This is a genomic window from Saccharopolyspora hattusasensis (assembly GCF_050972075.1).
In the GTDB taxonomy this organism is placed as follows: domain Bacteria; phylum Actinomycetota; class Actinomycetes; order Mycobacteriales; family Pseudonocardiaceae; genus Saccharopolyspora; species Saccharopolyspora hattusasensis.
Genome location: NZ_JBPCDC010000001.1, coordinates 4033337 through 4053096 on the forward strand (window position 1 = coordinate 4033337; position 19760 = coordinate 4053096).

The 19760-nt window shown below is 69.3% G+C and carries 17 protein-coding genes and 4 pseudogenes; 12 read left to right on the forward strand and 9 right to left on the reverse strand.

Annotated features, from left to right (window positions below; genetic code table 11):
- Window positions 1–22 precede the first annotated feature (22 nt).
- Window positions 23–745 (reverse strand): annotated as a pseudogene (erm, locus tag ACRXBZ_RS18995) (23S ribosomal RNA methyltransferase Erm); the annotation flags it as partial.
- 263 nt (window positions 746–1008) lie between these two features.
- Between erm and ACRXBZ_RS19000 the strand changes: the two are divergent.
- The 4 genes from ACRXBZ_RS19000 (at window position 1009) to ACRXBZ_RS19015 (ending at window position 4669) form a co-directional block, all read left to right on the forward strand.
- A complete protein-coding gene (locus ACRXBZ_RS19000) occupies window positions 1009–1608 on the forward strand; it encodes a MerR family transcriptional regulator (RefSeq protein ID WP_433880230.1) in 600 nt (199 codons plus the stop codon).
- A 25-nt stretch (window positions 1609–1633) separates the two neighbouring features.
- Entirely contained in the window at window positions 1634–1813 is a 180-nt protein-coding gene (locus tag ACRXBZ_RS19005) for a hypothetical protein (protein WP_433880231.1), read from the forward strand.
- Between the two features lie 166 nt (window positions 1814–1979).
- Window positions 1980–4049 carry a PhoX family protein gene (locus ACRXBZ_RS19010; RefSeq protein ID WP_433880232.1) on the forward strand — a complete coding sequence of 690 codons (2070 nt, stop codon included), beginning with the start codon at window positions 1980–1982 and terminating at the stop codon, window positions 4047–4049.
- 74 nt (window positions 4050–4123) lie between these two features.
- A complete protein-coding gene (locus ACRXBZ_RS19015; protein ID WP_433880233.1) occupies window positions 4124–4669 on the forward strand; it encodes a TetR/AcrR family transcriptional regulator C-terminal domain-containing protein in 546 nt (181 codons plus the stop codon).
- Window positions 4670–4675: 6 nt separating this feature from the next.
- Here the strand turns inward: ACRXBZ_RS19015 and ACRXBZ_RS19020 are convergent, their stop codons facing one another.
- Complete coding sequence (locus tag ACRXBZ_RS19020; protein ID WP_433880234.1) at window positions 4676–4912, reverse strand: hypothetical protein; 237 nt, start codon at window positions 4910–4912, stop codon at window positions 4676–4678.
- Window positions 4913–5368: 456 nt separating this feature from the next.
- Window positions 5369–6706, reverse strand: coding sequence for an MFS transporter (locus ACRXBZ_RS19025; protein ID WP_433880235.1), 1338 nt, complete (start codon window positions 6704–6706; stop codon window positions 5369–5371).
- A 101-nt stretch (window positions 6707–6807) separates the two neighbouring features.
- Between ACRXBZ_RS19025 and ACRXBZ_RS19030 the strand changes: the two genes are divergently transcribed.
- The gene (locus ACRXBZ_RS19030) at window positions 6808–7491 is read left to right on the forward strand and encodes an SDR family oxidoreductase (protein WP_433880236.1); all 684 of its coding nucleotides are present in this window, start codon (window positions 6808–6810) and stop codon (window positions 7489–7491) included.
- Window positions 7492–7719: 228 nt separating this feature from the next.
- Here ACRXBZ_RS19030 and ACRXBZ_RS19035 read toward each other — a convergent pair whose 3' ends face one another.
- Window positions 7720–9060 (reverse strand): amidohydrolase family protein, encoded by a 1341-nt coding sequence (locus ACRXBZ_RS19035; RefSeq protein ID WP_433880237.1) that lies wholly within the window; start codon window positions 9058–9060, stop codon window positions 7720–7722.
- On the opposite strand from ACRXBZ_RS19035, the gene ACRXBZ_RS19040 reads away from it, so the two are divergent.
- Window positions 9050–9223, forward strand: a complete 174-nt coding sequence (locus tag ACRXBZ_RS19040; protein WP_168585850.1) for a hypothetical protein — start codon at window positions 9050–9052, stop codon at window positions 9221–9223. The genes ACRXBZ_RS19035 and ACRXBZ_RS19040 overlap by 11 nt on opposite strands.
- A 254-nt stretch (window positions 9224–9477) precedes the next feature.
- Here the strand turns inward: ACRXBZ_RS19040 and ACRXBZ_RS19045 are convergent, their stop codons facing one another.
- Together ACRXBZ_RS19045 and ACRXBZ_RS19050 are read right to left on the reverse strand one after the other, a co-directional pair.
- The gene (locus ACRXBZ_RS19045) at window positions 9478–10137 is read right to left on the reverse strand and encodes a response regulator transcription factor (protein ID WP_168585851.1); all 660 of its coding nucleotides are present in this window, start codon (window positions 10135–10137) and stop codon (window positions 9478–9480) included.
- Complete coding sequence (locus ACRXBZ_RS19050; protein ID WP_433880238.1) at window positions 10134–11936, reverse strand: sensor histidine kinase; 1803 nt, start codon at window positions 11934–11936, stop codon at window positions 10134–10136. Before ACRXBZ_RS19050 ends, ACRXBZ_RS19045 begins: the two co-directional genes overlap by 4 nt.
- A 277-nt stretch (window positions 11937–12213) precedes the next feature.
- Here ACRXBZ_RS19050 and ACRXBZ_RS19055 point away from each other — a divergent pair.
- The 3 genes and pseudogenes from ACRXBZ_RS19055 to ACRXBZ_RS19065 all read left to right on the forward strand — a co-directional run bounded on the left by ACRXBZ_RS19055 (window position 12214) and on the right by ACRXBZ_RS19065 (window position 14678).
- Window positions 12214–12922 (forward strand): annotated as a pseudogene (locus ACRXBZ_RS19055) (ABC transporter ATP-binding protein).
- The gene (locus ACRXBZ_RS19060) at window positions 12919–14307 is read left to right on the forward strand and encodes an FtsX-like permease family protein (protein WP_433880239.1); all 1389 of its coding nucleotides are present in this window, start codon (window positions 12919–12921) and stop codon (window positions 14305–14307) included. Before ACRXBZ_RS19055 ends, ACRXBZ_RS19060 begins: the two are co-directional and overlap by 4 nt.
- On the forward strand, window positions 14253–14678 hold the full coding sequence (locus tag ACRXBZ_RS19065) for an FtsX-like permease family protein (RefSeq protein ID WP_433880240.1): 426 nt from the start codon (window positions 14253–14255) through the stop codon (window positions 14676–14678). The genes ACRXBZ_RS19060 and ACRXBZ_RS19065 overlap by 55 nt, the downstream gene beginning before the upstream one ends.
- Window positions 14679–14990: 312 nt before the next feature.
- On the opposite strand, the pseudogene ACRXBZ_RS19070 reads toward ACRXBZ_RS19065, so the two are convergent.
- Window positions 14991–15623 (reverse strand): annotated as a pseudogene (locus tag ACRXBZ_RS19070) (nitric oxide synthase oxygenase).
- Window positions 15624–16071: 448 nt separating this feature from the next.
- Between ACRXBZ_RS19070 and ACRXBZ_RS19075 the strand changes: the two are divergent.
- Both ACRXBZ_RS19075 and ACRXBZ_RS19080 read left to right on the forward strand, forming a co-directional pair.
- The gene (locus tag ACRXBZ_RS19075; RefSeq protein ID WP_433880241.1) at window positions 16072–16386 is read left to right on the forward strand and encodes a nuclear transport factor 2 family protein; all 315 of its coding nucleotides are present in this window, start codon (window positions 16072–16074) and stop codon (window positions 16384–16386) included.
- Window positions 16387–16839: 453 nt separating this feature from the next.
- Window positions 16840–17136 (forward strand): annotated as a pseudogene (locus ACRXBZ_RS19080) (GNAT family N-acetyltransferase); the annotation flags it as partial.
- A gap of 403 nt (window positions 17137–17539) precedes the next feature.
- Here the strand turns inward: ACRXBZ_RS19080 and trmB are convergent.
- Together trmB and ACRXBZ_RS19090 are read right to left on the reverse strand one after the other, a co-directional pair.
- A complete protein-coding gene (trmB, locus tag ACRXBZ_RS19085) occupies window positions 17540–18184 on the reverse strand; it encodes a tRNA (guanosine(46)-N7)-methyltransferase TrmB (protein WP_246869153.1) in 645 nt (214 codons plus the stop codon).
- Window positions 18185–18328: 144 nt separating this feature from the next.
- Window positions 18329–18901 carry a hypothetical protein gene (locus tag ACRXBZ_RS19090; RefSeq protein WP_433880242.1) on the reverse strand — a complete coding sequence of 191 codons (573 nt, stop codon included), beginning with the start codon at window positions 18899–18901 and terminating at the stop codon, window positions 18329–18331.
- 235 nt (window positions 18902–19136) lie between these two features.
- Between ACRXBZ_RS19090 and ACRXBZ_RS19095 the strand changes: the two genes are divergently transcribed.
- Entirely contained in the window at window positions 19137–19604 is a 468-nt protein-coding gene (locus ACRXBZ_RS19095; RefSeq protein WP_223839760.1) for a universal stress protein, read from the forward strand.
- The last annotated feature ends 156 nt before the right edge of the window (window positions 19605–19760 follow it).

A 19760-nucleotide genomic window follows, 5' to 3' on the forward strand; every position in this document is an offset into this window, starting at 1 on the left:
TGTCAGGTGGTTTCGTTTCGGCGTAGAGGTGGGCCCAGTCCTCCGCGGTGAGATCCCGGGGGAGCGCGGGCAGGTTTCGCACCCGGCAGCCCGTCACGTTGCGGACGATCTCGGCCAGGCCGCGGCCGCGCCCCGTGAACACCGCCTCGACGAACCGCTGGTAGCGCCGCAGGTCACCGAACGGCACCAGCGGGTGCGGTCTGCGCTGCACCTTCAGGATGCCGCCGTCGACCGCGGGTACCGGGCGAAACGATCGCGCGGAAACCCCGCCGCAGAGCCGGAATTCGTACCACGGCGCCCACTGGGCGTTCAGCTGACTGCCACCTGACGCGCGTTTCCGGGCCACATCCCACGGCACCAGCAGCACCGCCTCCGACCAGCTCCGCTCGCCCAGCAGCCGGCGCATCATCGCCGTCGTGATGCGGAACGGGAGGTTGCCGACCACCGCGTGCGGCGCGGCGGGGAAGCGGAAATCGAGCATGTCGCACCTGATCACGCTCACTCGTGGACAGCTGTCGCGGAGCTCGTCCGCCCAGTGGCGGTCCAGTTCCACGGCGGTGACCGTTCGTCCGGCGTGGACGAGCTCGCGGGTGAGGGCTCCGCGCCCTGCCCCGAGTTCGACCACCGGAACCGGTGATGGATCGAGGAGATCGACCAGGCGCCGCGCGACGCTCCGGTCGATCAAGAAGTTCTGGCCGAGTTCGCGGCGCGCACGATCGCGCGCCGAATTCCGGCGGGTAGGCATGTCGGCTGCTCCTGTGTTCGCGGACCGGTCGGAACCGGGCTCTCGCGAGCGCAGGTCAGCGTGGTGTTTCAGGCACGACGAACCGCGCGTCAGGAAACGGGAGCCCGGACGCGTACGGCGGCGCGAATTCGGATCCTGCGCCGCCTAGGCGGAACGCAGCCGCATGAAAACGGCAACAGCAAAACACGACATGCGGGGAAGATAGCAACGCGGGCCACGCCGACGACACCGATTTTTCCGCTCGGGTTGAGCGCACCCGGCCGTTGCTCGACTGCCTCGCGGCCGGTCGGCAGCACGCGGACGGCTGCCCGGCCTCGCTCGCCGACTACCGGGAGGCCATCGACGAGCTCACCGAGCGGACCGAGGCGCTCACCTCCCGCCGCGCGGTGCTGATCGCGCACCTGCACGAAGCCGCCCATCGCAACAGCCGCGCCGCCCGTGGAGCGGGACCCGATGAACGACTACCTGAACCTGCCAGCCGACCTGCCCGTGCCCGAGGACGACGGCGCGGCGAACCACCTGCCCGGGAGGCGGATGCCGCATCTGGAACTCCCGGGCACAGCAGGCGAAGCGGTCCACGTCGACGAGCTCGGCCCGGGCCGCGCAGTGCTCTACATCTACCCGCTCACCGGTCGTCCCGGCACCGGCTCTGCCTGCCGTTCAAGATGCTCTCCGATCCCGCGCTGGCCCTGGCCGGCGCGCTCGACCTGCCAACGTTCGAGCTCGGCGGAATGACGCTCTACAAGCGGCTGACGCTGATCATCCGCGACCGCGCGATCGAGCACGCCCGCTACCCGATCTTCCCGCCGAAAGAGCACGCCCAGCAGGTCCTGACCTGGCTGCGGGGCAATCCTCCCCGCTGAGAGCCCGGTCGGCGTGAAACGATCGGTGAACGCCGCGCGCTGGCCGTCGGCTTCGGTCGCCGACACCCTGCGGAACCTCCCCGGCGTCGCCGCCCGCGACGACCGCACCGTCGCGATCAGCGGCCGCATGCCCGACGTCTACCGGCAGTTCCGCGTCTGGCTGACCGTGGCGACCGCGCTCACCAACCAGCCGCCCTACTGCTGATTCGGTGTTCGGTCGGACACGCAGCGTTGGTCAATTCAGGTCTCTCGCCTGCGGTTTCGATAACTCTGTGTCGCATGTTTAACCGCCGTTTACTTTCGCGTCCGGGAACCATCGCCTGATCGACCTAACTTCCAGTTGTTCCCCTGACGAGCATCTGGAGGTCCGCTTGTCTTCGCGACCGGACAGCGGGCGGGTCATCCCGCTCCCCCTGCTTCCCCACCACTCGGCTAACCGCTCCTCGGTGACGTGCAAGTACCGCTGCGGCAACGCCTGTGCGCACGAAGCCCCCAACACCTCGGACAACGCCTACTTCGGCGACATCGTCGAGAGTGTGCTCAGCCGACGCGGCGCGCTCAAGGCCAGCGGCGTGCTCGCGCTGACCGTCGGCGGCGCGGCGGCCCTCGCAGGCACCGCGACGGCAGCGACCCCCGCGCCCGCCCCGCTCGCCCGCCCGGGCCAGGGCAACGTGCCGGGCACCGACTACACCCCGGTCGCCCCGAACACCGAAGACCGGGTCGTCATCTCCGAGGGCTACGAGCAGGGCATCGTGATCCGCTGGGGCGACCCGGTGCTGCCCGGCGCGCCCGAGTTCGACTTCAACAACCAGACCGCGGCGGCGCAGGAGAAGCAGTTCGGCTACAACAACGACTTCGCCGAGCTGGTCTCGCTGGACGGCAGCGGCAAGCGCGGCCTGCTGGTGGTGAACCACGAGTACACCACCGAAACGCACATGTTCGTCGGCTACGACGAGAACAACCCGACCGAGGAGCAGGTGCGCATCGCCTGGGCCGCGCACGGCCTCTCGGTGGTGTACGTCGAGCAGCAGGGCGGCGGGCTCAAGCCACTGCCGAGCAAGTACAACCGGCGCATCACCCTGAGCACGCCGTTCGAGCTGCGCGGGCCGGCCGCGGGCAGCGACTACCTCAAGACCTCCGCCGACCCGACCGGCACGAAGGTCCTCGGCACGCAGAACAACTGCGCGGGCAGCATGACGCCGTGGGGAACGATCCTATCCGGCGAGGAGAACTTCAACCAGTATTTCGCCAACGCCGACTCGGTCACCGAGCCGACGGCCAAGAAGCGCCTCGCCCGCTACGGCCTCAAGGGCACCGCGAGCACCCGCAAATGGGAGAGGTTCGACAAGCGTTGGGACCTCGCCAAGGAGCCCAACGAGGCGAACCGCTTCGGTTGGGTCGTCGAGATCGACCCGCACGACCCGAACTCGACGCCGGTCAAGCACACCGCGCTCGGCCGCTTCAAGCATGAGGGCGCGGCGGTGAAGATCGCCGACGACGGGCGCGTGGTCGTCTACTCCGGTGACGACGAGCGCTTCGACTACATCTACAAGTTCGTCTCCAACGGCAAGGTGAAGCCGGGCAACAGCGCCTACGCCCGCCGGCACAACATGTCGCTCCTCGACGACGGCACCCTGTACGTCGCGAAGTTCAGCGGCAACAGCCCCGCCGGCGAGATCGACGGCACCGGCAAGCTGCCGTCGGACGGCCACTTCGACGGCACCGGCGAGTGGATTCCGCTGGCCAGCGGCAAGAAGTCGTTCGTGCCCGGGTTCACCGCCGAAGAGGTCTACCTCTTCACCCGCCTCGCCGCCGACGAGGTCGGGGCGACCAAGATGGACCGGCCGGAGGACATCGAGCCGAACCCGGTCAACGGCCGCATCTACTGCGCGCTGACCAACAACAGCAACCGCGGCTCGACCGGCAACGCCGCGCCGGACGAGGCCAACCCGCGGGTCGGCAACAAGCACGGCCACATCCTGGAGATCGACGACGACGCGGTCGGCACCAGGCTTCGCTGGAACCTGCTGCTGGTGTGCGGCGACCCGAACGACGCGGGAACCTACTTCGGCGGGTTCGACAAGTCCCAGGTCAGCCCGATCTCGTGCCCGGACAACGTGGCCTTCGACCGGCACGGCAACCTGTGGATCTCCACCGACGGCAACGCGCTGAAGAGCAACGACGGCCTGTTCTCGGTGCCGGTGGACGGTCCACAGCGCGGGCATGTCAAGCAGTTCCTGACGGTGCCGCACGGCGCGGAGACCTGCGGCCCGGTGATCCGGGACAAGTTCGTGACCGTGTGCGTGCAGCACCCGGGCGAGCTCGACGGGGCGAGCGCGGACAAGCCGGCTTCGCACTGGCCGGACGGCGGCAACTCGCAGCCGCGCCCGTCGGTCGTGGCGGTCTGGCGCAAGGACGGCGGTGAGATCGGCGGAAGCTGATCCACCTTGCGAGCGCGGGGGTCTTCGGCTTGTTCCGGAGGCCCTCGTTGCGCTTCCCGGGGTAGTTTCGGCTGGTGGCGTCTGCGGATCAAGCGTCGTTCGCGCGGGCCTTGGCGAGCGCGTTGCACGGCGCTGCGCCGGGGTCGCGGGTGTCGTTGATCGGTTCGCTGGGAGCCGGAACCGCTGACGAGTACAGCGACATCGATCTGCCCTGGGTGGTGCCGGACGGCGCGATGCCGCGGTGCGCCGAGTGGTTGGGGGAGGTGCTCGGCGCGGTGGCCGAAGTCGCGTCCGTGCGGTCGGTGCCGGAGTTCCAGCGGTCCGGGCTCCGCCGGCTGGTCTTCGTGCGGTTCCGCGGCGTTCCGGTGCTGGAGAAATGGCTGGCCGCAGGCCCGCAGTCGGTGCGTGAACGGCTCGCTCCGTACCTCCGGAAGATCACCGAGCGGGGTCTGCTCGCGATCGACGACGCCAAGCAGGCCGCCCTTCACTTCAACCTGCTCACGGTCACCACCGTGTTCCAGCGGACGTTCTACGGCTCGATGCCGATGCCCCCGGGCGAGGCCGACGAGAGCGTCAGCGGCGTGCGGGCGTTCTTGCGGCTGTACGGCGCGGATTCTTGATCCCCGTCAGGCGAGGCCCCTTTCCAACCCCGGCACGGCGACTTCGATCTCGCCGGTGAAGGCTGCGCGGGCCGACCGCTGCGCATCAGCCGCTTCGGTGCCCGGCCAGAGGTGGGTCAGCACGAGTGGCCAGGAAGACGTCGGCTTCGCGAGCCAACTCGACGATGTCCGGGCTGAGCCGGTATCCCCGGTGTAGCTGATGACCTTGCCGTCCGCTGCCAGCCGCATGCCCGCGTTGGGCACGAAGTGCGGTAGCGACCTGTGTCCACTGTGAACGGTCCAATTTCGAACCGCGTGCCGGCGTCGAACTCGCGCGCTCGTCAAGCCTTGCAGCATTCGGCCATCCAGGCCAGCACCGCGTCCAGAGCACCGCGTCCAGAGCGCCCGGCAAGGCGTGGACCGGCAGCGGCGGCGGGGGAGCGTCACCGAGCACCCGGGCCCGCAGCAGCGGATTCAGATCTGCGCAGTGATCCGGATGTCTGCGGCTGACCAGAACCGCGTCCGCCCACTCCGCCGGAGTCGACGCGAGCAGGCTCGGCAGCGTGGCGTAGCCGGGATCCAGCACAGGCGGAACCCGTCGTGCTCGACGAGGTAACCGCTGCACGCCTGCCCCGCAGCCGGCCACGCCCCGCACCCGGCCACGCCCCGCACCCGGCCACGCCCCGCAGACGCCGAGGACCGCGAGGCGCATCAGCTTGCTTACGCCGTGCTCACTTCTTGCTTCTCCGCCCGCGGTGCCGCGCGGAGGGCGATCACCGTGATCGCCGCCGCGACCATCACGAAGCCGACCACCCACAGGCCGGTCTTCTGGGAACCGGTCGTGTCCTTGAGCGCACCGGTGACGTACGGCGCCGCGAAACCGCTGATGTTGCCCAGCGAGTTGATCAGCGCGATGCCGCCCGCCGCCGCGGCACCGGACAGGAAGTTGCTCGGCAACGCCCAGAAGGTCGGCAGCGCGGCGCAGACGCCGACCGCGCAGACCGTCACCGCGGCCATCGCGCCGAGCGGATTGCCCAGGTACAGCGCGATCGGGATGCACACGCCGCCGAGCAGCATCGGCAACGCGACGTGCCACACCCGCTCCCGCTTCCGGTCGCCGTGCGCGGCCCAGAACACCATGGCCACCGCGCCGACCACGTACGGCACCGCGGTGACCAGCCCGGTTTCCATAGTGGACAGATTCGTGCCGTACTGCTGCTCGAAGCCCTTGATGATGGTGGGCAGGAAGAAGCCCAGCGCGTACAGGCCGTACGCGATGCCGAAGTACACGAACGCCAGCGCCAGGATCCGCGGGTGGGTCAGCGCCCTCCGCAGCGGCCAGCCGTGCGCCGTCTCGGTATGCGCGCGCTCGGCCTCCAGCTGGTCGCTCAGCCAGGCCCGTTCTTCCGCCGACAGCCACTTCGCCCCCGACGGCCGGTCGGTCAGGTAGAACCAGGTCGCCACCGCGAGCAGCATCGCCGGGATGCCCTCGACGAGGAACATGAACCGCCACCCGGACAGCCCGAAGATCCCGTGCCCGGCGCTGATCAGCGCGCTCGAAACCGTGGCACCGATGGCGCTGGACACCGGGATAGCGGTCATGAACAGCGCGACCGCCTTCGCCCGCTGCGCCGCCGGGAACCAGTACGTCAGGTACAGGATGATGCCCGGGAAGAACCCGGCCTCGGCCACGCCGAGCAGGAACCGCAGCACGACGAGGGCGGTGGGGCTCGGCACGAACGCCATCACCGTGGCCACCACGCCCCAGCTGATCATGATTCGGGCGAGCCACTTCCGCGCCCCGAAGCGGTGCAGGGCGAGGTTGCTCGGCACCTCCAGCACCAGGTAGCCGATGAAGAAGATGCCCGACGCGAAGCCGAAGGTCGTCGCGGTCAGCCCCAGCTCGTCGTTCATCCCATTCGGGCCAGCGAAACCAATGTTGACCCTGTCCAGGTAGTTCACGAAGTAGAGCAAGATCAGGAACGGCATCAGCCGGACCGCGACCTTGCGCAGGATCCGGTTCTGGACTTCGGCAGGGGCTGCGTCGGCGCTGCTCACTGGAGTGACCTAAGCCCCATCACCTCAACGGGTCAAGAGGCAGCCTGATTGCTGGGATGACCGGTCGCCGCCCCGGAACCGCCCGACGATACCGTTATGGCATGTTCGAACGCCCAATTGCCCTGGTCACCGGTGCCTCAAGAGGCATCGGGGCCGCCGTCGCCCGCTCGCTCTCCGATACGCACGACCTGCTGTTGGGCGGGCGCGACGCCACCGCGCTGCAAACGCTCGTCGACGAGCTCCCCGGTGCCAAACCGTGGCCCGTAGAACTAACCGACCGCGATGCCGTCGCCGCCGCGGTCGCCGACATCGATCGGCTCGACGTTGTGGTGCACAGCGCCGGTCTCGTCGAACTGGCCCCCGTCGCCGAGGCCGCCAGCGACTCCTGGCGGCGCACCTTCGAGCTGAACCTCTTCGCCGTCACCGAGCTGACCCGGCTGCTGCTGCCCGCGCTGCGCGCCGCGAAGGGCCACGTCGTGCTCATCAACTCCGGCGCCGGCCTGTCCGCGAAGCCGAACTGGGGTTCCTACGCCGCAAGCAAGTTCGCACTGCGCGCCTTCGCCGACGTGCTCCGCGCCGAAGAAGCGACCAACGGCGTTCGGGTCACCTCGGTGTTCCCGGGTCGCACCGCCACCGACATGCAGCGCAGCGTCCGCGAGCAGGAGGGCCAGGCGTTCGACCCCGACCACTACCTGCGCCCCGAATCGGTGGCGGCGCCGATCGTGTCGGCGGTGCGCGCCAGCGCCGACGCACACCTCGCCGAGATCGTCATCCGGCCGTCCTGACCGGGATCGGCTTGATCTGGGGTCGGCCGAACTGATCCGGGGACCTGTCTGGGCATCCGGATCCGGGCAGGCGGTCCGGACGACCGGCGGCCTGCACGGTCGGGTCCATCGCCGATTCAGGGCCAGCCGATTCAGGGCCGGTTGATTCAGGGCCGGTTGACAACGGTGGCGTGCCGGGCGAGACGCACGCCACCGCGTGTATCGGGGCGCTTCACTGCCGTCGGGCCGTCAGCCCCGGATGTGCTGGGACGCCGCGCGGGCTGCGGCCTGCACGGTGCCCCTGTCCACCCGCGTGGGCTCGCGCTCGTGCAGCACCTCTTCACCCGCGACCCAGACGTCCCGGACGCACCGGGATCCGGCCGCCCACACCACGTTCGCCAGCACCTGATCGTCCGGCGCGTCCAGGCCCGTGGCGAACGCAGGGTCGTCGACGTTCAGGTGGACGATGTCGGCCCAGCGCCCCGGCTCCAGGGTGCCGATGTCGTCCCGGTGCAGCGCCTCCGCGCCGCCCCGCGTCGCGGCGAGCAGCGCCGCACCCGCGCTCAACGCCGTCGCATCGCCTGTCACGGTCCGCGCGAACAGTCCCGCCAACTGCACCTCCTCCCACAGATCCAGATCGTCATTGCTGGATGGCCCGTCAGTGCCCAGCCCCACTGGAATCCCCGCGGCGAGCAGGTCGACCAACCGCGCGGTCCCCGAGGCGAGCTTCGCGTTGGACCCCGGGCAGTGCGCCACGCCCACCCCGCGGCGCACGAACAGCTCGATGTCGTCGTCCGACAGGTGCACGCCGTGCGCGGCGAGCACGCGGCCGTCGAGCACACCGAGCTTCTCCAACAACGCGGGCACCGAACCGAACTTCTCGCGCTGTTCGGTGTCCTCGGCGAGGGACTCCGCCACATGCGTGTGGACCAGCGCGCCACGCTGCTGTGCGGACTCGCCGATCGCCTGCAACGCCTCCGGCGGCAGGGTGTACGCCGAGTGCGGCCCATAGGCCAGCTCCACCCGATCAGCGGGCCCGAACCGCAGGCCATCGGCGTCGATCCACCGGTTGATCCCGTCGACCATGCCCCGCCAGCCGCCGAGCTTGTCCAGCGCCGGCGTGGAGATGACCGCCGAGGCGAACACCACCCGGGACCCGACCGCCAGCGTGGCGTCGACCACCGCCTCGCCCATGAAGTACATCTCGGCGCTCGTCGTGACCCCGGCCCGCAGCATCTCGACGCACCCGAGCTCCATCCCGGCACGGACGTCCGACGGCCGCAGCCGCGCCTCGGCCGGCCAGATCACCTCGTGCAGCCAACGCAGCAGCGGAAGGTCTCCGCCCATCCCCCGCAGCAGCGTCATCGGGCTGTGCGCATGCGCGTTGATCAAGCCCGGCAGCAGGATTCCACCGCATTCCCGGACATTCGCACCGTGCGGACGTTCCGGCGCCCCGACGCGCGGCCCGCAGTACACGATGCGCCCCTCGCCGTCAACGTCCACCACGGCGTCCCGGATCACCGAACAACCGGGATCGCAGGGCAGGACCACGGGCGCGTGCAGGCGGAGTGCGATCGGCATGCCCCGCATTCTGCCCGACGCTTATCCGCCGCCACCCGTGCTTATGACGAGCAACATGATCACCCCCGCCAACCCCGCGATCCCGGCCAGCACTGCCACTAGAACGATGTCCTGCCTCCGCTGTGTCATGGACTCCAGCATCGCCGGTTTCCAGGCCCCGGACCTCGGCTGATCGGTCCGTCGACCTCGTTCGATCGGCCAGTCCCAGCCAGCCTGTCGGCCGACCCCGAACGGGTAGGACAACGGTTGCGCGACGCGTTCGGCAACGCCTCGATCAGCATCAGGCCAACAGCATCCGCCACGGACACCACGCCCGCGCTCCACCGAACTCCTTGCGACATAAGGGAGACCCCGACGCGATGCGCATAGAGACTCGTGTGGCCGTCCCGCAGCGCTACTCCCGGACCACCCGTGCAGGGCGAGAAATCACGCGTCGTCCATCAACCCGCTGCGCCACGCCCACGCCGCGGTCTCCACCCGGTTGCGGGCCTTGATCTTGCCCTGCGCGGCGGCGAGATGGGTCTTCACCGTGGACAGCGACATGAACAGCTCCTGGCCGATCTCGCCGTTGGTCAGACCGCGCGCCGTCGCCCGCACGACATCGAGTTCGCGCTCGGTCAGCTCCATGGTCGGCTTCGGCACGGCGCGGCGTTGCACCTGCGGCTGGGCGAAATGCTTGAGCAGGCGCACCGTGATCTGCGGCGAGACCAGCGCGTCGCCGCGCTCCGCCGCCCGGATCGCCTCCAGCAGCAGCGTCGGACCGGCGTCCTTGAGCAGGAAGCCGCTCGCCCCGTTGCGCAAAGCGCGGTCGACGTACTCGTCCAGGTCGAAGGTGGTCACGACGACCACCTTGATCGGGTCGACGACGTCGGGACCGGCCAGCTGCCTGGTCGCCTCCAGCCCGTCGATCCCGGGCATCCGGATGTCCATCAGGCACACGTCCGGCCGCTTCTCACGCGCGACCCGGACCGCGTCCAGCCCGGTCGCGACGTCGGCCACCACTTCGATGTCGTCCTGGGACTCCAGGATCATCCGGAAACCGGCGCGCACCAGCTCCTGGTCGTCGGCGATCAACACCCGGATCATCGCTGTCCCACTTCCCCGTTCTGCTCCGCCAACGGCAGCACTGCCTCGACGCGCCAACCGACGTGGTCTCCCGGACCGGCCCGGAACCGGCCGCCCAGCAGCTCGATCCGCTCCCGCATCCCCACCAGACCGTATCCGCCCGAGCCGCCGACCGGTTGCTGGCGTACCGCCGTGCCGTCATCGGTGATCCGCGCGTAGATGTTAGTCGGGTCGGCGTAGACGTCGACCTGCACGTAACTCACGTCGAGCGCGTGCTTTTCGGCGTTGGTGAGGGATTCCTGCACCACGCGGAGCGTGGATCTGGCGACCTCCGGCGGGATCTCCCGGCCGAGGTCGACGCGCAGCTCCACAGTGGTCGGCCGGTGGTCGCCGACCGGGGCACGCCGAGTGGCCTTCACGAGGGCTTCGAGGTCCGCTTCGAGGTCGGTGGTCGCCTGCTCGGTCGCCGCCGAAGCACCGGCCGGCTCCGCGCCACGCATGCTCGCGACCAGGCGCCGCATCGCGGTCAGCGCTTCGGTACCGCTGTCGGCGATGCGCGCCAACGCGTCGGTCGCCGCCTTCGGGTTCTTCTCCGCGACCATCTGGGCGGCCTGGGCCTGCACCACGATGCCGGTGACGTGGTGCGCCACCACGTCGTGCAGCTCCCGCGCCAGCGCCATCCGCTCGGCCTGCTGCGCGTCCGACACCGCGCTGCGCACGGTCTTCGCGCGCTCCGTATCCCGCGCGCGGAAATACATCCCGGTGCCGACGGAGATGACCAGCAACAAGCCGCCCAGGAAGACCGATTGCAGGTAGCCGCTAATACCGCTGAGCGGCGACGAGCTGATCGGCATCACGAACAGGGCGAACAACGCCGAACCGACCAGCGCGGCGCCCGCCAGCACCGCGCGCCGCGGCTCCGCGTGCCTGGCGGCGTAGGTCACCAGCAGCATTCCTGCTCCGGTGGCGGTGATCGGGATCCCGCCGATCAAGGCGACCTCGGTCGAGAGCCCCCAGAAGCGCATCATCAACGCGGTGAGCACCAGGGCCGTGGCCCCGAGCACCGACGCCTCGAACGGCCGGATCGGCCCGAGGACTGCCAGCACCGACATCACGACACCGCACAACAGCAGCACGACGCCGATGACCAGCGAATCGGCCCCGTTCTTGGTGAACTCCAGGAAGACCAGCACGCTCAGCACCGCGATCACCGGCCACTGCCGCCGCGCCAGCACGCGCAACGGGGTGTCCCGGACCTCTTCCCGCGCGAGCCGCCGGCTGTGCAGGTACATGCCGGTGCCCACGGTGAGCATCAGCTGGAGGAAACCGAAGCTAAGCATCTGGCCAAAGTCCATCGACGGGTAGACGACCGACGATCCGGTGCGCACCACCACCGATGCGACGCAGGCCACCACGAGCACCGCGGTGACCGGAACTGCCTTGCGCAGCGGGTGGAACCGGAACAGGTAGAGCACCAGCAGCAGCCCTGCCAGGTTCTCGGTCGGGGTGATCTTATCCAGCCCAAGCGAGTGGAAGTACGCGCCGGCCAGCCGGCCGACCACCGTGGTGCCGCACAGCGCGACCGCGGCCGCGAGTCCGCATCGGACCGGAGCGCGTCGGCCGGCGATCGCCAGCAGCGCCATCGCGGTGATGCCCGGGATCAGCACAGCGCCACGGTTGGAGAGCCACCCTAGCGTGTCCCCCAGCCAGGACAACCCGAGCAGCCCGGCGAAGATCCACTGCTCGCGCAGAAAATCGCCGAGCCGGCGCCACCACGGGGCGGCCGGCCCGGTTCCGGGGATCGTCGCGGAATTGCTCATGGCTCGACCGTAGCCGTTGCTCCGATTCGAACACCTTGGCCGAGTGGTTCGAAAGCCCTGTCCGATCGGCCGACCTTCGCCGTCGATCAACGGCCCCGTGGCCGATCCGAAATCCGCCGCCGCCCGCCAGTCTCGAATCGAGCGAGCCTCGCACCAGGCGGGGCACCGAGATCTTGACCGCAGCAGCCCAAACGCGAGCAACCGCAGGCACGGCGAGCACGGACCCGCAACGGCGACGAACGGCGTTAGCGGCGCGAAACGAGCAGGAGGAAGGAAGATGGCGGCTTCAACCGTCGATCGGCGGCCCGGGGGACCGTTCCTGGTGGGGCGCGGGTTGCTCAAGAACTACGGCTCGTACCGGGCGCTGGCCGGGGTGGACCTGGCGATCCACACCGGCGAGGTGCTGGCGATCGTTGGTCCGTCGGGCTCCGGCAAGACGACGCGGCTGCACGTGCTGGCCGGGATTCTGCGCCCGGACGGCGGCGAGGTGCTGCTGGACGGGCACCGCATCGACCAGCTCGGGGAGGCCAAACGCAGCGCGCTGCGGCGGCACGAGTTCGGCTTCGTCTTCCAGCAGGGCATGCTGGTCGGCGAGTTGACGGCGGAGGAGAACACGGCGCTGCCGCTGCTGCTGGCCGGGGCGAACCGCAAGCAGGCGCTGGCGGGCGCGCGGGACTGGTTGGCCCGGCTCGGCCTGGGGCGGGCTGGAGAAGCGCCTGCCCGGCGAGCTCTCCGGCGGCCAAGCGCAGCGGGTGGCGATCGCGCGGGTCCTCGCGCACCGCCCCAAGGTGATCTTCGCTGACGAGCCGACCGGCGCGCTGGACAGCCGCACCGGGGAGGAGACCACGCAGGCGTTGTTCGCCGCCGCAGCAGCAACCCGGGCTGCAGTGGTTATCGTGACGCACGACCGGGAGCTGGCCGCCAAGGCCGGGAGGATCGTGGAGATCCGCGACGGGCTGATCGTCGGCGGTGTGCTGGTCGGATGAATCCCGTGCAGCTGGCACTACGGGTGTTGCGGGTGGACTCCCGCAGTCGCCTGTCGGCGGTGCTCACCGCAGCCGGGGTCGCGGTCGCCACTGCGCTGATCCTGTTCCTGGCGACCCTGCCGGACGCGACGGATGCCCGGATGGAACGGGCGTCGTGGCAACGCGGCGCCGTGGATCCCTCCGGCGCGATCGCGGTGGCGAGCCAGGACTTCTTCCAGAACGAGCGGATCATCCGGCTCGACGTCTCGGGCGATCGGGCTCCGGCGAGCAGCGCACCGCGCTTCCCCAGGCCGGGCGAGGTGCTGCTGTCGCCGCGGCTGGCCGAGCTGACCGAGAAGTATCCGCGCGAAGAGCTCGCCAACCGGTTCTCCGGCCAGGTGGTCGGCGTGCTGGACGAGACGTCGCTGAAGTTTCCGGAGCAGCTCGTCGCGCTGGTCGGGAACCTGCCGGGCACGGTGGACGCCGCGGTGGCCGAAGACTCGGGCTGGGTCGCGGCCGGCACCGACGACTTCCTGCTCAAGTTCTTGGCCGGGGTGGGGATCGTGCTGCTGGCCATCCCCAGCCTCGTGCTCGTCGCATCGGCCGCCAGGCTGACCGCCGCACGTCGGGAGCGCCGGCTCGCGGCGCTGCGGTTGGCCGGCGCAACGCCGGGGCAGGTGGTCGGCACGGTCACCGCGGAGACCACGATCGCCGCGGTGGCGGGCACCGTCGTCGGGCTCGTGCTGAGCTGGCCGCTGCGGTACCTGGGGGCACAGATCCCGTGGGGTGGCGGCACCTGGTTGCCCAGCGACTTCACGCCGTCGTTGCCGACGCTCGTCGCGGTGGCGGTCGTGATCCCGCTGCTGGTGGTGCTGGCCGCGGTGCTGAGCCTGCGCCGAGTGGTGCAGGCGCCGGTCGGCGCGGCGATGAGCCAGTCGAGGAAGGCACCCAAGGCGTGGCGGCTGCTCGCGCTGCCCGCGGCAGCGGGGTTCTTCGCGTTCGGGCTCTACGCGGCCGATGAAACCGGCGGCTTGACGTTCCTGCTCGCGGCGCTTGCGGCGGGGCTGCTGTCCGCCTCGGTCGTCGGGCCGTGGTTGACCGGGGCGCTCGGCAAGTTGTTCGCCACCGGTTGGCGACGCCCGGCGACGCTGCTCGCGGGTCGGCGGTTGTGCAGCGATCCGAAGGCCGCCTACCGGTCCGTGTCCGGCATCGTCCTCGCGGTGTTCGTCGGGTCGATGGCGCTGACCCTGCTGCCCAGCTTCGAGACCTTCGCGGGCGGCGGCGCGCGGTGCAGGCCCAACGCCCGTGAGCGGTTTTCGGTGCTATGGCACCCAAAATCACTCACGGCCAGGTGGCGACCTTCGCGCAGGCAGCTGACCAGCAGAAGCGCATCGTCGACGAGTTAGACCGCAGCGGCGCGAAGGCCACCGTCGTGCGAGCGGAACCGGTCGCACTCGACACCTACGAGGGCAGCACGTACGCCGATCTGGTCATCAGCCGACGCACCTTCGGCGCGTTGATCGCGGCGGGGACCCCGGTGCGCATGTTGGGCCGTGTGCTGCGGACCGAGGCGGCGCTGCCCGCGCTGGGCGCCGGCGCAGGTGGCATCGCGGTCGGCATGTCGATGCTGACCTTGTTCGGCGCGGACACGCCGGTGGTGATCAGCGGCTGGATCTTCGCCCCCGTCGCGATCGGGGTGGCCGTCGCGGTGCTCGCCGCCTCCACCAGCGGCCCGATGCTGCGCCGGATCAGCACCGAGCCCATCACTGACGAGTAGTGGGCGAGTAGTGGGCGAGCGGCCCCGCCAGTGACCATCCGGCCAGTTCCGCAGCACGCGGGACTGGCCGGTCGGCCATCCCGGGCCGACCACATGACCGATCCGAAACACGCGGCCGAAAGCGACGCTCTAAGGGCCAGAAAGAAGATCCTGGGAGGTCAGAAATGTTCGTCACCCTCGTTTCCACCGCCGGCGCGATCATCGCCCTCGCGCTGCTGGTGCTCATGTCGCTCAGCTCAGTTCTCCCCGAAGCCATGGACCGATTCGCCGCAGCCCGTCATTCGGCGAGCGACGGTGCGCAGCAGTCGCAGATCAGTCCTCGGACGAGCCGGTACCCAAGCGACGCCGGTTCATCCGCGACAGCACGTCGTACCGGAGTTGCGGCGGTTCGGGGGACTGGGAGCCGGGCGGTTTTCCAGGCCGGATCCGCTGGGGCCCTTCCGTGGTGACGGTGAACATCGGTCGGCGGGCATCGGCCCCGGGTGCGGATCGCAGCAAGGCCAGCCGGTGCAACGCCTCGCTGTGGTGGCCGGTGATCGTGATGCGCGCGGAGTCGAATGAGAAGAGCACGGACCGGTTGATCTCGACGATCACCGGGTCCCGCCACAGGGTTCGTTCGGTGGAGGTGTCCATGCGCAGCCGTTCGGCCCCGCGCCGGGTGATGCCGTACGCGCTCTCGTCGGCCAGGCCACGGGTGCCGATCTCGGTTCCCCCGAACCAGGTGTTGAACGGCGCGGCGGGGGACCGGATGCCGCCGATGAGCAGCTGCATGTTGCTGATCAGAGGCACGGTGTGTCAGCGGAGTCCCAGCTCGACGAACCACGGCAAATCCGGGTGCTCCAACGGAACTTCCTGCACGACGTCGTGCGGGACGGTCACCAGTTTGGCATCGGTTTCCGGCGAGCGTTGTTGGATCGGGAAGACGTCATCGCGGAAAGCCGTCACGGGCCGGTAACGTAGTCACGATCATCGATTACTCGTCACTTCGCACGCGTCCTTCTTTTCGGCGAACCTGCGAATCCCCGATCGTGTGCCATCCCTCTTGTAGTAACAATCTTCGGCTAGACATCAGCCACTCTTGACCGCCCAATCGGGTGAATAACTCCGTTGTCGATCGTGGATTTGGCCAATCGGCCGATGCCGATGCCGATCAGCGGAAGGGTCGACGGCGCTGCGGGCAAACCTCGACGTCCGATCGCCCCAGCAACCGGCCGACCGGTCGACCGGTCGACAAAGCTAATGCCGTGACTGCCACGAACGCGACCAAGTCCGTGCTGGAAGGCATGTACGCGGCGGAGGCCAGTACATTACGGCGGACGGCCCAGGCGAAGCGAGTTTCGCACCGCTCGCCGAGTTCTTCTCACCCGACGTCGTCCTGCACCAGGCCGAGGCGATGCCCTACGGCGGCACCTGGCACGGCCACCAGGGCATGGAACGGTTCTTCCTCGCGATGAGCCGGACCTGGGAATCCTTCGAAATGCCGGAGCAAGACTTCCTCGCGTCGGACAACACCACGGGCACGGCCGTGGTGCTCACGCGTGTCCGGGCCCGAGCCCGCGCAACCGGGCGAGATCTCGAATTCCCCATCCTGCAGACGATCGCGATCCGCAACGAGCAGATCACCGAGATCCACCCGTACTACTGGGACACCGCCGCAATCGCCGACATCTGCGCGAACCCAGCGCCGACGCAACACCAATCGCACTGACAGCCGCGACTCCGACGAGCCGCGCGGTGCGCATGCCCTGCAATGGCCCGGAAATCGTTGGACTCGGCGACGAAGTGCTTGCTGTGCTGGCGGGATGAGCTCCTTCTGGACAGGCCAGCTCGTCCGGCTGCGGGGCATCGAACGCGAGGATTGGCAAGCGTTCATGCGGATGGACTCGAACTCGGCGTACCAGCAGTCGGTGGACGTTCTGCATCCACCGCGTTCAGCGGAGGGGTGCCCAACTGCTCCGGGAGCTGGGTAAAGATGTGTCGTTTCGGGTTAGCATGGTTTGCCGCGAAGGAACTTGGCATGCTCGCGAGAGCCAAGCCAGTCTGTCGGGGACCTGGTTTTCCAACATGGCTGGGTGGCGGCGAGTTGCGTCGTGACAGCCCGATGAAACCCACGTAAGACCAGCACTGGGCTGGCGGCGGGTATCGCCACGGGAACACCAGCGCCGGACGGTTCTCCCACGGCGTGGCCATCAGCGACGAACACCAGCGGCGGGGATACGCGTCCGACGCGCTCGCGCTCCTGCTCCGCTTCATGTTCGGCGAACGCCGCTACCACAAGCGCGAAGCGCGAATCCTCGCCTACAACGCCGCATCGCTCGCGCTGCACGACAAGCTCGGATTCGTCTCCGAAGGCCGGCTGCGCGACCGCGAATTCTTCGCCGACCGCCACCACGACCTGGTCATCATGGGCATGACGGCACCTGAGTTCTCGCAACGACACGGCTTCGGCGAACTCTGACCCGGCGATTCCAGACACGGCGCTAACGGCCGACCGAACCGTCGAGCTGTTCGCGGGGGATGCCGGCGTGGCCCGCGCCGAGCGGTCTCCTCGATCATGTGGACCGGGACCCAACGCATCGACGGCGGCGGAGTTTCGCGGAGCGCTCGCGCGCCGGACACGTCCAGGCCCGGCGGCCCTGCCGGTCAGCACGATCAGGACCGCGTCGGGCTCGTACACGCCACGAGCCCATCGACGTCACCGGCGTTGAGCCGTTCCAGCACGAACCGGTTGAGGTTCTCCGGCTGCGTCGCACGCTGGCGCCCATTCGTCATTGCCTTCATCTCCGCATCTGCTCAACAGATCCCGTTCAGACGGTGGCAGATGGCAGATGGCAGTGACGGGGCGTCCCGATCGAACCTGGCTAGATGCGTTCGAAGATCAGGTCGTGGATCTCGCGGCCCTCTTCGTGCGCCCGGTTCTCGAACTTCGTGACCGGCCGCCACTCCGGCCGCGGCGCCCAACCACCCGGCTCGTCGGCGTACCGGTTGCGCAGCTGCGGTTCCGCCTGGCAGACCTCCAGCATCTGCTCTGCGTAGTTCTCCCAGTCCGTCGCGAGGTGCAGCACACCGCCCGGCGCGAGCCGGGAAGCGATCAGCGCCACCGAGCCGGGCTGCACGAGACGGCGCTTGTGGTGGCGCTTCTTCGGCCACGGGTCCGGGAAGTAGATGCGCACCTCGGCCAGCGACGCGGGCTCGATGTGGTCACGCAGCAGCACGATCGCGTCGCCGCGGAGCAGCCGCAGGTTGGTGACCTCCAGCTTCTCGGCCCGCAGCATCAACTGGGCCAGGCCCGGCTTGTAGACCTCGACCGCCAGGTAGTTGGCGTCGGGTCGGGCGGCCACGAGCTGGGAGGTCGTCTCACCCATACCGGAACCGATCTCCAGAACGACCGGGGCGGAGCGGCCGAACCAGGTCGCGAGATCCAACGGGCCTTCGGGCAGCGCGGTCACATCGGAACCCGACTCGGACCAGTGCCGGTCCCAGGCGCGCTGCTGACCCGCCGTCATCCGCTCGCCGCGTTGGACGTAGCTGACGACGGTACGACGGAACGGAACCTGCTGGTCAGAGGCATTCACGGGGACTCAGTATCGCAAACGGGCGGCGAGCCCCGGCGACCGAACCCCGCCCCGCCCGAAGGCCGGGCCGGCGGGTCACCAGGCTTCGATCTGCGGGAACATCGCAACCAGGCCGGTGGCCAGCTTGACCGGCACCGGAACCGGCTCGGTGTCGCCGTGCACCGGCACCACGTTCAGCCATCCCCGGTGCCCGTCGGTCAGCACCACGGTGGTGGGCATCCGCATCGGCGCGCGGTCCGACGGCGCGTATTCCCAGTACCCTGCCTCGCCGACCCCCGCCCATGGCACGAAGACCCAACCCGGTCGGGAACCGAGCACGGCCTGCGCCTCGTCCTCGACCTCGAACGCGGCGTCCCGCGACTCGATCTCGCCGCGGTCCAAGGCCCGCAGCCACCACGGGGCGGGCAGTCGGCGCTTGGCGCCGTGCAGCTTGCGGAACAGTCCGAGCACCTGGTGTTCGGGTGCGGTGTGTATCCAGCTCCGACGCAGCGATGCGGGTGTCGCGGCCTCCAACGCGGGCGGGTGCGCTTCCGTTGCCAACGACCATTCCAGCCTGGGCACCGGCTCCAGCTGGACGTCGTTCACAGACCGCCGCGCTCGCGCACCGCCCTCCTGCGCCTGGACTACCGACCGCTCCTTCGACTGCATGATTCGGCCTCACCCTTCTGCTGTTGAGAAAGTTGCGAGCCCAAACTCGCCCTCGACCAGCGCATGCCCCCAAGCGACGCTGGTTCGGGACATCCCAACTCATGCCTTACCACAGCCAATATCAAGAATGAAACAGGCATGTTAATTGTGCCTAAAATCACGTATCTACAACGTCTTGGGCTGATGCACCGCTGATCGGCTCGACAACTCGACCTCGTGCGGATGGAGTGGACAGGTGCCAGATCAGACGATCCAACAGGTGGAGATCGACGGCGGCGTCGTCGTCGGCGTGGACAGTTCCGCATCGTCGCTGCGTGCCCTGCTCGTGGCGGCCGAAGAAGCCAGACGCCGCAACACCGTTCTGCACGTGGTACGGGCCTGGAGCTTCCGGACAGCGCCGCGACCGGCGGACTGCCCGCCGAATGTCGTGCCGAGCCTGGACCAGTTCCAGCAGACGGTGGTGGGGGACACGGAACGGATCGTGTCCAACAAGCTCGGCGACCACGCCGACCTCCCGGTCCAGATCCACGTGGTCCACTCGCCCTCGCCGCAGGCGCTGCTGTCGGCGTCGAAGGGAGCGGACCTGCTCGTCGTCGGCCATCGGGGCCGCGGCGGGTTCGCGGGCCTGATGCTGGGGTCGGTGGCCGAGCAGTGCGTTCGCCACGCTGCCTGCCCGGTGCTGGTGGTCCGCCCCAACGTCTAACGGGAACAGGCAGCCCGCCCGTTCTTCTGCTCGCACCGGATGGGCGGTTTCGCGCGGAATCGCTGCGGCGCCTCGGGGGTGCGGGCTCTCGTGCGGAGGCGTCGCCAGTGCGGAGGACGGACTGCAGCTGCGGTTCGGCGCGTCAGCGGCGCCTGC